General features: G+C 67.8%; 16 protein-coding genes. 8 read left to right on the top strand and 8 right to left on the bottom strand.

Annotated elements, in window-relative coordinates; translation table 11 throughout:
* Positions 1–13 precede the first annotated feature (13 nt).
* From otnC to AC1DT6_RS05170, 4 genes are read right to left on the bottom strand one after another with little or no spacing between them, the layout of a single operon-like run.
* Positions 14–652, bottom strand: a complete 639-nt coding sequence (gene otnC, locus AC1DT6_RS05185) for a 3-oxo-tetronate 4-phosphate decarboxylase (RefSeq protein WP_441628609.1) — start codon at positions 650–652, stop codon at positions 14–16.
* Complete coding sequence (otnK, locus tag AC1DT6_RS05180; protein WP_441628607.1) at positions 649–1953, bottom strand: 3-oxo-tetronate kinase; 1305 nt, start codon at positions 1951–1953, stop codon at positions 649–651. Before otnK ends, otnC begins: the two co-directional genes overlap by 4 nt.
* Before the next feature lie 10 nt (positions 1954–1963).
* On the bottom strand, positions 1964–2860 hold the full coding sequence (gene ltnD, locus AC1DT6_RS05175; protein ID WP_441628605.1) for an L-threonate dehydrogenase: 897 nt from the start codon (positions 2858–2860) through the stop codon (positions 1964–1966).
* A gap of 26 nt (positions 2861–2886) precedes the next feature.
* Entirely contained in the window at positions 2887–3639 is a 753-nt protein-coding gene (locus AC1DT6_RS05170) for a FadR/GntR family transcriptional regulator (protein WP_441628603.1), read from the bottom strand.
* Between the two features lie 175 nt (positions 3640–3814).
* Here AC1DT6_RS05170 and AC1DT6_RS05165 point away from each other — a divergent pair, with 175 nt between their 5' ends.
* Positions 3815–4240, top strand: coding sequence for a GNAT family N-acetyltransferase (locus AC1DT6_RS05165; protein ID WP_441628601.1), 426 nt, complete (start codon positions 3815–3817; stop codon positions 4238–4240).
* Here AC1DT6_RS05165 and AC1DT6_RS05160 read toward each other — a convergent pair.
* Complete coding sequence (locus tag AC1DT6_RS05160; RefSeq protein ID WP_441628704.1) at positions 4237–5460, bottom strand: MFS transporter; 1224 nt, start codon at positions 5458–5460, stop codon at positions 4237–4239. The two genes, AC1DT6_RS05165 and AC1DT6_RS05160, sit on opposite strands and share 4 nt — an antisense overlap.
* A 216-nt stretch (positions 5461–5676) precedes the next feature.
* Between AC1DT6_RS05160 and AC1DT6_RS05155 the strand changes: the two genes are divergently transcribed.
* Both AC1DT6_RS05155 and AC1DT6_RS05150 read left to right on the top strand, forming a co-directional pair.
* Complete coding sequence (locus AC1DT6_RS05155) at positions 5677–6576, top strand: LysR substrate-binding domain-containing protein (RefSeq protein WP_441628599.1); 900 nt, start codon at positions 5677–5679, stop codon at positions 6574–6576.
* Positions 6577–6662: 86 nt separating this feature from the next.
* A complete protein-coding gene (locus AC1DT6_RS05150; protein ID WP_441628598.1) occupies positions 6663–7145 on the top strand; it encodes a hypothetical protein in 483 nt (160 codons plus the stop codon).
* A gap of 31 nt (positions 7146–7176) precedes the next feature.
* On the opposite strand, the gene AC1DT6_RS05145 is transcribed toward AC1DT6_RS05150, so the two are convergent.
* The 3 genes from AC1DT6_RS05145 to ygfZ form a co-directional block, all read right to left on the bottom strand.
* Positions 7177–8004, bottom strand: a complete 828-nt coding sequence (locus AC1DT6_RS05145; RefSeq protein ID WP_441628596.1) for an NRDE family protein — start codon at positions 8002–8004, stop codon at positions 7177–7179.
* Positions 8005–8113: 109 nt separating this feature from the next.
* On the bottom strand, positions 8114–8404 hold the full coding sequence (locus AC1DT6_RS05140; RefSeq protein WP_035867655.1) for a DUF4936 family protein: 291 nt from the start codon (positions 8402–8404) through the stop codon (positions 8114–8116).
* Between the two features lie 27 nt (positions 8405–8431).
* Positions 8432–9427, bottom strand: coding sequence for a CAF17-like 4Fe-4S cluster assembly/insertion protein YgfZ (gene ygfZ, locus AC1DT6_RS05135; protein WP_441628589.1), 996 nt, complete (start codon positions 9425–9427; stop codon positions 8432–8434).
* Positions 9428–9779: 352 nt separating this feature from the next.
* On the opposite strand from ygfZ, the gene mltG reads away from it, so the two are divergent.
* The 5 genes from mltG to AC1DT6_RS05110 all read left to right on the top strand — a co-directional run bounded on the left by mltG (position 9780) and on the right by AC1DT6_RS05110 (position 13600).
* Positions 9780–10775, top strand: coding sequence for an endolytic transglycosylase MltG (gene mltG, locus AC1DT6_RS05130; protein ID WP_441628702.1), 996 nt, complete (start codon positions 9780–9782; stop codon positions 10773–10775).
* An 8-nt stretch (positions 10776–10783) separates the two neighbouring features.
* The gene (gene tmk, locus AC1DT6_RS05125; RefSeq protein WP_477101693.1) at positions 10784–11398 is read left to right on the top strand and encodes a dTMP kinase; all 615 of its coding nucleotides are present in this window, start codon (positions 10784–10786) and stop codon (positions 11396–11398) included.
* A gap of 117 nt (positions 11399–11515) precedes the next feature.
* On the top strand, positions 11516–12523 hold the full coding sequence (locus AC1DT6_RS05120) for a DNA polymerase III subunit delta' (protein WP_441628585.1): 1008 nt from the start codon (positions 11516–11518) through the stop codon (positions 12521–12523).
* 84 nt (positions 12524–12607) lie between these two features.
* Entirely contained in the window at positions 12608–13030 is a 423-nt protein-coding gene (locus AC1DT6_RS05115) for a PilZ domain-containing protein (RefSeq protein ID WP_441628583.1), read from the top strand.
* A gap of 48 nt (positions 13031–13078) precedes the next feature.
* Positions 13079–13600, top strand: coding sequence for a GNAT family N-acetyltransferase (locus AC1DT6_RS05110; protein WP_441628581.1), 522 nt, complete (start codon positions 13079–13081; stop codon positions 13598–13600).
* Positions 13601–13608 lie beyond the last annotated feature (8 nt).

Below are 13608 nucleotides of genomic sequence, written 5' to 3'. Positions count from 1 at the left end.
GGTTGTGCTCTGCCTACCAGCGCGCCTTGAAGGTATTGCGCAGTTCGGCCAGGGCGTGCTCGTCGAGCGGGTCGGGCTTATCCTTCAACATCAGCCAGAGCCTGGCGGTTTCTTCGAGTTCCTCGAGCGCGAACGCCGCGCGCGAGACGGTGGTCTCCCACATCACCGGGCCAAGGCGCGCGAGCAGCACGCCGCGCACTTCAGGGGCAAGCCGGGCAACGCGCGCCGCCACCGCCGGGTCACCCGGCCGGTGGTAGGGAATCAGCGGGATATGCCCCACCTTCATCACGTAGTAGGGCGTGATTGGCGGCAGCACATCGTCCGGCTGCCAGGCGCCCGCCAGGCTCAGCGCCACCAGGTGGGTGGAGTGCGTGTGCACCACGCCGTGCGCCTGCGGGTTGTTGTCGTAGATGGCGCGGTGCAGGGTGAGCGTCTTGGACGGTTTGTCGCCGGCCACCCAGTTGCCGCCGCTGTCCACCTTGGCAATGGCGGCGGGGTCCAGCATGCCGAGGCAGGCGTCGGTCGGCGTGATCAGCCAGCCGTCGTCCATGCGCGCGCTGATATTGCCGGCGCTGCCGACGGTGTAGCCACGCTGGTAGAGACTGGCGCCGATGCGGCAGATCTCTTCGCGCAGGCTGGCTTCGGTGCTCATGCTTCACCTCCGAGCTGGCGCAGCGCTTCGTCGAAGAAGTCGACGCCGCCGAAATTGCCGGATTTGAGGGCCAGCGCCAGCGGTTGGGCCTCCAGCGTGACAGTGGCGGGCACGCCCGGCGCGATCTGCGTGCCGATGCGCAGCGCTTGCACGCCCAGCGCCTGCACCACCGCGCCGGAGGTTTCGCCGCCGGCCACCACAAAGCGGCGCGTGCCGCGGGCCTTCAGCGCGGCGGCGATGGCGGCCAGCGCCTGCTCTACCAGATGGCCGGCACGTTCCACACCGAGCGCGGCCTGCGCGGCCTTGACCGCTTCAGGCGTGGTGGTTGCGTAGACCAGCACCGGCTCCGCATGCGAGGCAATCAGGCCGAGTGCCTGCTCCACCAGCGGCGCGCCCTTGGCCAGCGCGAGCGGGTCGATGCGCAGGGCCGGGCGCTGTTGCTCCAGCCACCGGGCCACCTGGGCATTGGTTGCCCTGGACGCACTGCCGGCCAGCACCACGGCAGGGCCGGCAACCGGGGCGACGCGATCGGCGTCCGCGCGCGCCGGCAGCAGGCCCGCGCGGCGGAAATTGGCAGGCAGGCCGAGCGCCAGCCCGGAGCCACCGGTGAGCAGCGGCAGTTCGGCGCAGGCTTCGCCAAGCGTATGCAGGTCGGTATCGCTGACGGCGTCGGCGATGGCAAGGCGCACGCCGTCGCCGCGCAACGCTGCAATGGCTTGCCGGACGGCCGCGCTGCCGCGCGCCACCGCGTCGTAGCGCAGCAGGCCAACCTTATCCTGGCTTTGCCGCTGCAGCACGCGCACCAGGTTGGCGTCATGCATCGGCGTGAGCGGGTGGTGCTCCATGCCCGATTCGCTGAGCAGTACATCGCCTACGAACAGGTGGCCACGGAAAATGGTGCGGCCGTTCTCGGGAAACGCCGGGCAGGCAATGGTGAAGTCGCTGCCCAGCGCCGCCAGCAGCGCCTCGGCCACCGGGCCGATATTGCCTGCGGCCGTGGAGTCGAAGGTGGAGCAGTACTTGAAGAAGAACTGGCGGCAGCCCTGTGCCTGCAGCCAGCGCAATGCATCCAGCGACTGCGCGATCGCGTCGTCCGCCGGGATGGTGCGCGACTTCAGCGCTACCACCAGCGCATCGGCATGCTCCACGCCGGGCAGCGCTTTACCGCCGGCTGGTACGCCGATGGTCTGCACCGTGCGCATGCCGTTGCGCACCAGCGTATTGGCCAGGTCGGTGGCGCCGGTGAAATCGTCGGCGATACAGCCGAGCAGGGCGCGCGGGGATTCGTTCTGTGCGGTCATGCTGGCGTCCTCAGTCGGCCTTCTTTCCCGGCAGGTCGATGCCGGGGAACACCTTGATCACGGCGGAATCGTCTTCGCCGCCGTGCCCGGCGCTGGACGCCATCATGAACATCTGGTGCGCCGCGGCCGACAGGGGCAGCGGGAATTTGCTGGCGCGCGCGGTATCGAGCACCAGGCCGAGATCCTTGACAAAGATGTCTACCGCCGACAGCGGCGTGTAGTCGCCCGCCAGGATGTGGGGCACGCGGTTCTCGAACATCCAGGAGTTGCCCGCGCTGTTGGTGATGACCTCATACAGGGCCTCGGCATCCACGCCCTCGCGCAGGCCCAACGCCATCGCTTCGGCCGCCGCGGCGATATGCACGCCGGCCAGCAGCTGGTTGATGATCTTGACCTTGGAGCCCGCGCCATGCGCGTCGCCCAGGCGGTAGACCTTGCCGGCCATCGCGGCCAGCACGTCCTCGGCGAGCGCGTAGGCTTCGGCCGGCCCGGAAGTCATCATGGTCATTTCGCCGCTGGCGGCGCGGGCGGCACCGCCGGAGACCGGCGCGTCCAGCAGCAGAATGCCGCGCTCGCCCAGCCGCTTGCCCAGCGCCTGCGCAAAGCTCGGCGGCACGGTGGCGCTGGCGATCACCAGCGTGCCGGGGCGCAGGCTGCTTGCCGCGCCTCGTTCGCCAAACAGCACGGCCTCGGTTTGCGCGGCATTGACCACCAGCGTCACCACCACATCGCATTGCCCGCCCAGTTCGGCCGGGCTGGCGCAAGGGATGCCGCCGGCGTCGGCAAAGCGCTGCAGCACTTCGGGCCGCAGGTCGCACGCGTGTACCTTGAATCCGGCGCGCAGCAGGCTGTGCGCTACGCCGTTGCCCATCGCGCCGAGGCCGATGACGCCAATTGATTTGCTCATGAAGACTCCTGCCGGGAGGGCGGTGATCAGTGGGACGGGCCGCGCGCGGGCGCTTCGGCAAGGTCGGCTGCGGTGCCGGGCTGTCCACCCAGGGACAGGCGCCGCGCCGCGTTGTACATATGGGTCTGCGCCGCGTTGCGCGCGGCCAGCGCGTCGCCGGCACGGATGGCGGCAACAATGGCCTGGTGTTCCTCGCGCACCTGGCGCGAGAAGTCCGAGCGGCGCGCCTCGTTGGTACGGGTTACGCGGGTTGCGGTTTCCAGGTATTGGCTCAGGAAAGCCAGCGTCTTGAGGAAGAAAGGGTTGCCGGTAGCCTCGGCGATGGTCCGGTGAAAGGCCACGTCGGCGGCCACGCCGTCGCCGCCGGCGGCTTCCTCGGCGTCGATGCGGGCCAGTGCGGCATCGATGGCCACCATGCTGGCGTCCGTGCGGTCGCGCGCCGCCTGTGCCGCTACCTCAGCCTCGATGGCGCGGCGCAGTTCGACGATGTGCAGCACGGATTCGAGCGTGGCCACATCGGTGTAATCGATCCGCAGCGGCCGGATGCCAGCCTGCTCGGTGACGAAGACGCCGCTGCCCTGGCGCGACTCCACCACGCCTTCGTGACGCAGCCGGGCGATGGCTTCGCGGATGACTGTGCGGCTCACGCCGAATTCGTCGGAGAGCACCGCCTCGGTGGGGAGCTTCGCGCCGCGCGCAAAGGCGCCGCCTTCGATCTTCTCCAGCAGTTGTTCAGCAACGGTGTCTGTCAGGGCTCGGGCCGGGACTTTCTGGAACACGGGACGCTCAGGTGATTGGGTAATATGGTCATCATACAAATTTGCGGGAAGGAATGCAGATCGGGAGTTACCCCTACGCGTCAGCCTTGCTGCGGTGCGGCAAACGGTGGCGCGCCGCGGGCGGAGTATCATGGCGGCCCGCCCGTATCCTTATCTTTTCCGCATCCGAGCCATCATGACCATCACCATCCGCCTCGCCCCCTGGTCCGAAGTCCGCGAAATCGCGCGCTCCATCCGCTACGCCGTTTTCGTCGAAGAGCAGGGCGTGCCGGTGGAACTGGAATGGGACGAATGGGATGAGCCGAGCTGGCATGCGCTGGCGCTGGCCGAGGACGGCAGCGCGCTGGCCACGGGCCGCCTGCTGCCGGATGGCCATATCGGCCGCATGGCGGTGCTCAAGGCAGCGCGCGGCAGCGGTGTCGGCGCCATGGTGCTGGACGCATTGATGGCCAAGGCCGCCGAGCTTGGCTATCCCGAACTGGTGCTCAATGCCCAAAGCTACGCGGCGCCGTTCTATGCGCGCGTGGGCTTCGAGCAAGTTGGCGAGGAATTCGAGGAAGCCGGCATCCCTCACGTAGAAATGCGCAAGCGGCTGGGTTAAGCGTCGCCAACTCCGGCCGGCCGGGGGAATAGCGGCCGCGCCAACAGCGCGCAAACGCCGGCCGCCAGCCACACCGAGGGCCAGCCAAGCCCGGCGGCCATGGCCGGGATCGCCAGCGGCACCAGGAAGAAGCCGGAAAAAGCGAAGGTGTTGCCCAGGCCGAGTGCCGTGCCGGCACGGCTCGCACCCGCGATCGTGGCCAGCTCGGTAAAGGCGACGCCATGCCAGGCGGAGGTGCAAATGCCGCCCAGCACGAGGCAGGCCACCAGCATGGGCGTGAGCACGGCGTGCCAGACCGGAGCGGCAGTGCAGAGCCAGGCCAGCCCGCCGACTGCCCCGAAGACCAGCAACGTCAACCTGCTGCAGGCGCGCATGTAAGCGCGCCGGTTGCCGTGGCGGTCGGTCCAGCGGCCGCTCCATACCCGCATCACGGCAGCGCCCGCCTGGACCGCGGCCACGGACAAGCCCGCGGCGGCAATGCCGATCTGGCTGAAATCGTGCAGGAAGACCGTGGCGAAGCTCAGCACGGCCACCTGCGGCACGCACATCAGGCCCATGCCGCTCACCAGCCGCCAGACCAGCGCGTTGTGCAACAATCCGGGCCCGGCTTGCCGTGGCGGCGGCATGCCGCTGGCCGGCAAGGCGGCTCGTTCTCCGGCGGCCGGCGGTTCATGCATCCAGCGCCAGGCAAAGATCACGGTGATCCCGCAGAACGCGGCCAGTGTCCCGTACACCGCTACAAAGCCAGACGTCTGTGCCAGCATCGGCAAGGCCAGCGCCCCGATCCCGCCGCCGGCCGGCACCGCGGTCTGGCGGATGCTCATGGCCAGGCCCCGTTCGCCTTCGCGGAACCACGCCATCACGGCGCGGCCGCTGGAGCCGTTGACGCTGCCGCCCAGCAGGCCTAGCACCAGCAAGCCGAGCGCCAGCAGGGCATGGCCTGGAACGTGCCCCGGCAGTGGCGCAATGAACGCGGCCATCAGCACCAGCCACAGCGTGGTGGCGAGCAGCCCGGTCAACAGCACCCGGCGGTCGCCCCAGCGGTCGGTCAGCAAGCCCCACGGCACTTCACTTGCCGCGATACCGAGCCCCATCATGCCAATGCAGAAACCCAGCGCGGCGTTGTCGAGCCGGTAGCCGGCGCGCATCAGCACCGCCGTGGTGGGAATGCCCGAGAACGCCGCGGCGAAGCTCGCATTGGCAGCCACGCCGATGGCCAGGACTTTCCAGCGATGGCCGGGGCCGTGGCGTGGGGCGAGCGCTGCGCCGGCAGGGCCGGAAACAACGGGGAACGAAAGCGGGGAGCGGGCGCGGGACACGGCATCATCCTTGTAAGCGGCACGGGTGGCCTTGACGCTCCGATTCTGTCAGTCGAGAATGATCCTGAATATCAGATAATTTTTCACTAAATATCCCAAATAACAGGATGATTTGCGATGGCTACGGTGAACTTCGACCTGGATGTGCTGCGCAGCTTCGTGGTGGGCATGGAACTAGGCAGCTATGCCCGTGCCGCCGACCGTCTCGGCCGCTCCACCTCGGCGGTCAGCGCACAGTTGAAGAAGCTGGAGGAGCAGGCCGGCACGGCGATCTTCCGCAAGGCGGGACGCGGCCTGGCGCTGACCGAGGCTGGCGAGACCATGCTGGCCTATGCGCGCAGGCTGCTGGATCTCAACGACGAGGCCGCCTCCGCCGTACATGGCGTAGCGCTGGAGGGCTGGGTGCGGTTTGGCCTGCAGCAGGACTTCGGCGAGGTGCTGCTGCCCGAGGTGCTGGGCCGGTTCGCCCGCGCGCATCCCAAGGTCCGGATCGAGGCGCGCGTGGCCCGCAATGCCGAGTTGCTGGATAGCGTCGCGGGCGGACGCCTGGACCTGGCGCTGGCCTGGGACGATGGGGTGCGGATGCCGCATGTGGAGCAGGTCGCGGTGTTGCCGATGCGCTGGATCGTCCCCGCCGCCGCGCGCGCGCCGTGGCAGGGCAGCGAGCCGCTGCCGCTGGTGGCGTTCGAGGCACCGTGCCGCTTTCGTTCGGCCGGCACCGCCGCGCTTGATCGTGCCGGTATTGCCTGGCGGGTGGCATTCAGCAGCGCAAGCCTGGGTGGCTTGTGGGCCGGAGCGGCGGCCGGTCTGGGCCTGACTGTCCGCACCGGCATGGGCTTGCCGCCGTCGGTCAGGGCCTGGGAGCGGGGGGAAGGCGGACTGCCCGAACTGCCCTCGCTGGCGCTGGCGTTGTACCGCAAGGACGCCGAGCTGGAGGCGCCCGCCGCCCGGCTGGCGGCGATCGTGAGCGAAGCGGTTCGTTCCGCGCTGCCGGCCAGGCTGGCGGCAGCGGCCTGAAGCCCGGCAGGACTTGCATCCCGCCGTATGCGCGGTACCATCGCGGTCTTTGTTTTTGCCGTTATCCGGTTGTCTTTATCCCGCTTATGTCCGAAATCCGTTCCCGCCTGCTGCAGTCTCTTGCCGATGCCACGCCTGCCCTCGATCTGGCCGCTGCGCCCGCCGGAGATCCGCCTGCCGGCGAAGATTTGCTGTCGGCCTGGCTAAAACCCTGGCTGGCGGAACATTGCCTGGTGCAAGTCGACTGGCGGGAGTTCAGCACGCTGGGCGCGCAAGCCGTGGCGCGGCTTGCAACGCTGCGCGCGGCAGGGGTGTCGGCCATCGATGTCGATGATCTCTACGACGAGGACGGGATTCCGCTGGGCGGCGACGACAACGATTTCGATATGGAGCCGGCGGCCCTCTACCTGGCGCACGTCAATCGTGAGCTTGCGCCGCACGGCATGCAGTTGCTGGAGATCGGGCATTTCGAGGACGCCTGGCTGCTCGCCGTGCGCAACGACCCCGGCGCCATCCGCGCGTTGAATGCGGCGCTGCGTCCGCTAGGGCTGGTGGCCCGTCAATACTGAGTGTTGCGCTGAGTCGCCTTGACGGGGTGCCCTAACGGGGCGCCTGCACCGAGTCGGCGTCGCGGGCAACCCGCAGGTGGCCGCGATATGACACCTCGCCGGTACGGCCGTTGGTATCGAAGCTGCGCTCGCTGAGTTCGAAGCGGCCATCGTGGCGCACGCGCAGTACCGTGCTGGCGCGGGTCCCATAGCTAGGCGAGCGGATGAAGGCCGAAGACAGCAGCTTCTCCCACTCAGGCGTCACGCCGGTGCTGGGCAGCTCGAAATCCAGTGCCTGGCGATCATTGGCCAGCAGATCGAAATAGGGTTCCGCGCTGGCCCCCGGCTGGCCGGTGTCGGCTGCCACCGCTTCGGCGAGCGCGCCGACGCGGCTGCGCACCTTGGGCCAGGGCGTATCCAGCAAGGCATTGGACAGGCCATAGAGCCCGGGCCTGAGGCGCTGCGGATGCGGCGCCGCGCCGCGGTTGCTGTACCACCAGAGTTCGCGCAGGTCGCACGCCAGGAGGTTGAAGCCGTTATAGACGCCGGCGCGAGGTTGCAGTCCGGCCAGGTAGGACTGGGGGTCGCCGTCGCCACGCAGGAAGCCGGCCACCAGTTCGCCGCGCGACCGGGCATCGGTGCGTTTCTCGGACGGTGCGCGGTAGTTGGTCAGGGCGGCAAAGCGGCCGTCGCCGGCCAGGCCCATCCAGGTGCCCGGCTCGCCGATCACTTCCGCCAGGTCGCGGCCGGCCAGCACATTGGGCGCATCTTCCCACCAATGCACGGGCGCGGCCGGGCGTGCGTAGAATTCGTCGCGGTTGCCGGCCACCACCAGGGCATAGTCCGGGTGCGATTGCCAGGCCACCAGAATCAGGCACATAGCGCTTCCTTTCCTGCGTTCACTGCGATTGCCGCATCGACTGCAATCACTACGACTACGGTTTCATCTTTCGCGGCACCACCGGGCGGTGATCCTGCCGCTGCCGCCATCAGAGCTGGTCCAGGTCGACAAAGCGCTCGACCTGCCTTTCGCCGCTGATGAAATCCTGCAGCCCGCTCTGCCGCCAAAGTCCATCAAGGAGCAGATCGAAGGCAGGCGGCACGTCGGCATAGGCCTCCATCCAGGTCTGCATGCCGTCGCGCGTTTCGGGCCTGCGTAAGAGCGTACCACCAATTCCGCCGGCTTCGGCAACGGTCTCCATCCAGCGATGCCAATGCGGCAGCGCGGCATCGGCCAGGGCTTCCGGCACCCGGAAATAGACGTAAAGGTGGTCGCTCATGACAGTCTCCTGCGCGGGGCTGGCGGTTCAGGCTGCGTCGCCGATGGGTACCGCGTAGGGCAGTTCGCCCACGCGCACCGGGCTGCCGCCGGCGCTACCCAGGTGCAGGGCGCCACCGGCGGCATCGATCTTGAGTTCGGCCAGGCCGTCCCAGCCGCCTTGCGGCGCGGCGGCGGCATTGACCACCATGCCGCAGGGCTGTTCGGGATCCTCGGGGCGGAAGATCTCGGTGGCCGCGGCCGGCACTTCGCCTTCGCCGTGGATCAGCCACATGCGGCGCTTGAGCGTACCCCGGTACTGGCTGCGCGCCACGATTTCCTGGCCCGGATAGCAGCCCTTGCGAAAACTCACGCCGCCGACCAGTTCCAGGTTGATCATCTGCGGCACGAATTGCTCCTGCGTGGCAAGCGCGATGCGCGGCACGCCGGCCTGCACCTCCAGCCAGTCCCACACCGCCGCGTCCGCCGGCAGCAGTTGCGCCGACAGCGCGGCTTGCACCTGCGTTGCCTGTTCGGCCGGAAGCACCACCTGCCAGCGCGGCAGGCCGGCGCCATCGGGGAGCCGGATCACGGTAGCGGCACCTGCTGCCCCCGTCGACCACGGCTCGGCGGGGGCGGGCAGGCCGGCTGCCTGCAGTGCCGCGGCGCCGCCGGCGCCGGCTACGCCCAGCACGGCGCGGTCAGGCGTCAGATCGGACAGGCGCGCCTTGGCGCGCAGCACGAACATCGACAGGCGCTTCTGGATGGCGGGCTGCAGGTCCGCCGACAGTTGCAGCACAATGCCTTCTTCGTCCCGCCACATCAGGAAACTGGCGAGCAGCCGGCCCTTGGGCGAGCAATACCCGGCCACGCGCGCGGTGCCGGTGGCGAGATCGTCGACGGCGTTGGTGAGCTGGGTGTGCAGGAAACTGCCGGCGTCGTCGCCGGCAACCCGGATCAGGCCCAGCTGCGCGGGCCGGCAGACGACTCCGCTCTGGCGCACGGCTTCGAACTGGGTGGCGAGGTCGGGGGTAGGGGAATTCATGGCAGGTATCGCAAGCAAGAGGGCGCTGGGCAGCGCCGGATGGAAGGCGCAAACGCCGACAAAAGGCACAAAGGCTACAAAGCTATAAACGCCGACGAATGACAGTGAATGTGGCAGCAAAAAGCGCGGTAAATCGCACGGTAAATGGCACGGTGTATGGCGCAAACCGGAGCCCGCCGGGCCGGGGCGCCGCTGTCCGGTTGATCTCCGGCATATGGGGCGCGCTCGTGGCGGAGCAAGGCTCCCGGTATTATATGAGGCTGTCGCCATTTCAGCCGGCGCCCTGCGCAATTGATGCAGCGCGCGGCCGGCGTTGCCGGGGCGCATGATGCGCCACCACTACCTGTCCTACATGAAACGTATTTTCCTGCGACTGACCCTGGTCGCCGTGGTTTTCACGATTGCCGCCGCCGGTGCCTTTGCCTGGTGGGCCAATCGTCCGCTCCAGTTGTCGGCCTCGCCGATCGAGGTGGTGATCAAGCCCAATTCCAGCGTGGCCAGCGTCGGCCGCCAGATCGAGCGCGGCGGCGTGCGCATGGATCCGCGCCTGTTTGCCTTGCTGGTGCGGCTTACCGGCCACAGCGCCGACCTCAAGGCCGGCGGCTACGAGTTCGACAGCAGCGCCACGCCGCTGTCGGTGATCGGCAAGATCGCCCGGGGCGAGGTCAACCACTATGTGCTGACCGTGATCGAGGGGTGGGAATTCCGCAAGATGCGCGCCGCCGTGGATGCGCACCCGGCGCTCAAGCACGATAGCCGCGGCTTGTCGGATGCGGAGTTGATGAAGGCGATCGGCGCGCCCGAGCCGGCCCCGGAGGGCATGTTCTTCCCCGATACCTACCTGTTTGCGCGCGACAGCAGCGACCTGGAACTGTACCGCCATGCTTACCGCGCGATGCAGCGCCGCCTGACAGATGCCTGGAACGCCCGGGCGCCCGACCTGCCATACAAGTCGCCCTATGAAGCGTTGATCATGGCTTCCATCGTGGAGAAGGAAACCGGCCAGCCGGCCGAGCGCCCGCTGATCGCCGCCGTATTCGTCAACCGGATGAAGAAGGGCATGATGCTGCAGACCGACCCAACCGTGATCTACGGCCTGGGCGAAGGGTTCGACGGCAATATCCGCAAGCGCGACCTGCAGACCGACACCCCTTACAATACCTATACGCGTAACGGCCTGCCGCCCACCCCGATCGCCTTGCCCGGGTTGGCCTCGCTGGCCGCGGCCACCGCGCCGGCCCCGTCCGATGCGCTGTATTTCGTGGCGCGCGGCGACGGCAGCAGCCATTTCTCCAACTCGCTTCCCGAACACAACCGCGCGGTAGACAAATACCAGCGCGGCAAATAAGTCTCCCCATGCGCGGAAAATTCATCACATTCGAAGGCATCGACGGTGCCGGCAAGAGCACCCACGTGGAGTGGGTGGCGGAGCGCCTGCGCGCCCGCCTGGCCGGCGATGTCGCCGTTGTCACCACCCGCGAACCGGGTGGCACGCCGCTTGGCGAGGACCTGCGGCAACTGTTGCTGCACCGCAAGATGCACCTCGAAACCGAGGCCTTGCTGATGTTCGCCGCTCGCCGCGAACATATTGCCGAAGTCATCGAGCCGGCCCTGGCGCGCGGCGACTGGGTCGTATCCGACCGCTTCACCGACGCCACCTTTGCCTACCAGGGCGGGGGCCGGGGCTTGCCGCGCGCGCGCCTCGAAGTGCTTGAGGCATGGGTCCAGGACGGCTTGCAGCCGGACCTCACGCTGTTGTTCGACGTGCCGCTGGAAACCGCCAGCGCCCGGCTGGCCGGTGCCCGCGAGCCAGACAAGTTCGAGGCCGAGTCGCGCGCCTTCTTCGACCGCACCCGGCAGGAATACCTGCGCCGCGCGGCCGAATCCCCGCAGCGCTTCCGGGTCATCGACGCCACCCGGACCATTGCCGGAATTCAGGTGGAGCTTGAGACAATTCTGGCAACACTTTGAATTGACATCATTATTCGCAGATTGTGATAGTGGTGGACCTTGCAGCGGCTGGCGCACGTCATTGCACTCTCAATTTATGTAGTCACTCGAAGTTTCAACCCTAACTCACTGATTCGCATGCTTTATCCCTGGCAGAAAGAAGACTGGCAACGGCTGAACGCGCTGCGCGAGCGGCTCCCGCATGCCTTGCTGATTCACGGCCAGCAAGGCATCGGCAAGCGCGACCTGGCGCTGCATTTCGCCCAGGGACTGCTGTGCGAAACACCGCGGCCCGATGGCCAGCCCTGCGGCACATGCTCTGCCTGCCACTGGTTCAGCCAGGGCAATCATCCGGATTTCAGCGTGGTGCGCCCGGAAGCCATGGAGGCCGCGGGCGACGCCGAGACCGACGAGAGCGGCAAGAAGAAGACGCCCAGCAAGGTGATCCGCATGGAACAGGTGCGGGCGCTGATCGATACCGTGGGTATCGGCACGCACCGTGCCGGCCTGCGCCTAGTGGTTGTCTATCCGCTCGATGCGTTGCAAAGCGAGGGTGCAAACGCCTTGCTCAAGACGCTGGAGGAGCCGCCGCCGTCGACCGTGTTCCTGCTGGTGACCGACCGCCTGGACCGCGTGCTGCCCACCATCCTGTCGCGTTGCCGCCAGTTCTCCGTGCAGCGGCCCAGCGCCGCCGACGCCATGGCCTGGCTCGGCAGCCAGGGCGTGGGCGATGCCGAGGCCCAGCTGGCGCTGGCCGGCGGCTCGCCGCTGACCGCGCTGCACGCGGCCGAAGCGGAGGAGCAGCCGATGCAGCGCTGGCTGGTGAGCCAGCTTGGCGCGGGCGCCGGCTTCGATGCCCTGGGGGCAGCCGAACAGGTCCAGAAGATGCCGGTGCCGTCGGTGCTTGGCATCTTGCAGCGCTGGACGTACGATCTGCTGTCGGCGCGCCTGGCGGCCGCCCCGGTGCCGCGCTATTTCCCGCGCGAGCAAGCGGTCCTGGCACGCTGCGCGCAGGCCACCGATGCGCACCGGCTGCAGGCCTTCTCGGCGCGGCTGCTGAACCATCGCCGCAGCGAGAATCACCCGCTGGCGGCGCGGCTGGTCATGGAATCCGTGTTTCTGGAGTACCGGCAGTTGTTCCAGTAAGCCGGGGCGCTCGGATAGGTAGTTGAAATAAGTCCAATAAGTCCAATAAGGCCTGAAGGCCATAGAGTGAGCAAGGGGTCAGTCATGAACACAGAAGTGACAGGGGCACGGGGCGCCAGCATTCCCGGCGCCGCAGGTGGAATTGGGGCGCCGACCGTTCCCGGCGCATCCTCCCGGCCGAACGTGCTTTCGCTTTCGATCAAGGACCAGGCAGGGCTCTATGCCGCCTACATGCCGTTCCTGCAGCGCGGCGGGATCTTTGTCCCGAGCAACCGGCCCTTCAGGCTGGGCGAGCAGGTATTCCTGGTGCTGTCGCTGCTCGACCGGCCGCAGAAGTACCAGATCGCGGGCCAGGTGGCATGGATCACGCCCGTCGGCACGCCGCACAAGACACCGGGCATCGGGATTCACTTGCCGGACGACGATATGGGCCGCAACCTGCGCCGCACGGTGGAAGAGATCCTGGGCAAGACGATCGAATCGGCCAAGGCCACCCAGACTTTGTAGTTGACCTTAACTTTGTTGCCCAAGTTATTGTTTTAGAAGAATTTCAAAATGAGTGATTCCGATTTTTCCGTCCGGGTCGCGGAGCAGCGCGACCTCGCTGCCATCGTTGCCATCTACAACAGCACCGTGGCGTCGCGCATGGTCACGGCGGACACCGAGCCGGTCACGGTGGCATCGCGCCAGGCCTGGTTCGATGAACACAAGCCCGGGCGGCGGCCGCTGTGGGTGGCGGAGGACAGAGAAGGGAAGATGGCCGGCTGGCTCAGTTTTTCCGACTTCTATGGGCGCCCGGCTTACGGCGCCACCGCGGAAGTCTCGATCTATCTCGACGCCAGCCGCCGGGGACAGGGCCTGGGACGCTTCCTGCTGCAGCAGGCCATCGCGCATGCGCCGCGGATCGGGGTCAACACCCTGCTGGGCTTCATCTTCGGCCACAACGCGCCCAGCCTGGGCCTGTTCGCCTCGCTCGGCTTCGAGAGCTGGGGTAACCTGCCGCGCGTGGCGGTGCTTGACGGCGTGGAGCGCGACCTGGTCATCCTCGGCCGGCATTTGACGAAGCCCGGGGAGTAACCGGATGG

This window comes from Cupriavidus sp. 01L45 (assembly GCF_056399885.1).
The sequence above is the reverse complement of the archived record's forward strand: the minus strand, read 5'-3'. Positions and strand labels throughout refer to the sequence as shown.

Excerpts from the sequence above, each read along its gene's own strand:
- ltnD (WP_441628605.1), bottom strand. The coding sequence starts at position 2,860 with ATGAGCAAATCAATTGGCGTCATCGGCCTCGGCGCGATGGGCAACGGC.
- AC1DT6_RS05155 (WP_441628599.1), top strand. The coding sequence starts at position 5,677 with ATGGCTACGGTGAACTTCGACCTGGATGTGCTGCGCAGCTTCGTGGTG.
- mltG (WP_441628702.1), top strand. The coding sequence starts at position 9,780 with ATGAAACGTATTTTCCTGCGACTGACCCTGGTCGCCGTGGTTTTCACG.
- otnC (WP_441628609.1), bottom strand. The coding sequence starts at position 652 with ATGAGCACCGAAGCCAGCCTGCGCGAAGAGATCTGCCGCATCGGCGCC.
- AC1DT6_RS05145 (WP_441628596.1), bottom strand. The coding sequence starts at position 8,004 with ATGTGCCTGATTCTGGTGGCCTGGCAATCGCACCCGGACTATGCCCTG.
- AC1DT6_RS05140 (WP_035867655.1), bottom strand. The coding sequence starts at position 8,404 with ATGAGCGACCACCTTTACGTCTATTTCCGGGTGCCGGAAGCCCTGGCC.
- ygfZ (WP_441628589.1), bottom strand. The coding sequence starts at position 9,427 with ATGAATTCCCCTACCCCCGACCTCGCCACCCAGTTCGAAGCCGTGCGC.
- AC1DT6_RS05165 (WP_441628601.1), top strand. The coding sequence starts at position 3,815 with ATGACCATCACCATCCGCCTCGCCCCCTGGTCCGAAGTCCGCGAAATC.
- AC1DT6_RS05115 (WP_441628583.1), top strand. The coding sequence starts at position 12,608 with ATGAACACAGAAGTGACAGGGGCACGGGGCGCCAGCATTCCCGGCGCC.
- otnK (WP_441628607.1), bottom strand. The coding sequence starts at position 1,953 with ATGACCGCACAGAACGAATCCCCGCGCGCCCTGCTCGGCTGTATCGCC.
- AC1DT6_RS05150 (WP_441628598.1), top strand. The coding sequence starts at position 6,663 with ATGTCCGAAATCCGTTCCCGCCTGCTGCAGTCTCTTGCCGATGCCACG.
- AC1DT6_RS05110 (WP_441628581.1), top strand. The coding sequence starts at position 13,079 with ATGAGTGATTCCGATTTTTCCGTCCGGGTCGCGGAGCAGCGCGACCTC.
- AC1DT6_RS05120 (WP_441628585.1), top strand. The coding sequence starts at position 11,516 with ATGCTTTATCCCTGGCAGAAAGAAGACTGGCAACGGCTGAACGCGCTG.
- tmk (WP_477101693.1), top strand. The coding sequence starts at position 10,784 with ATGCGCGGAAAATTCATCACATTCGAAGGCATCGACGGTGCCGGCAAG.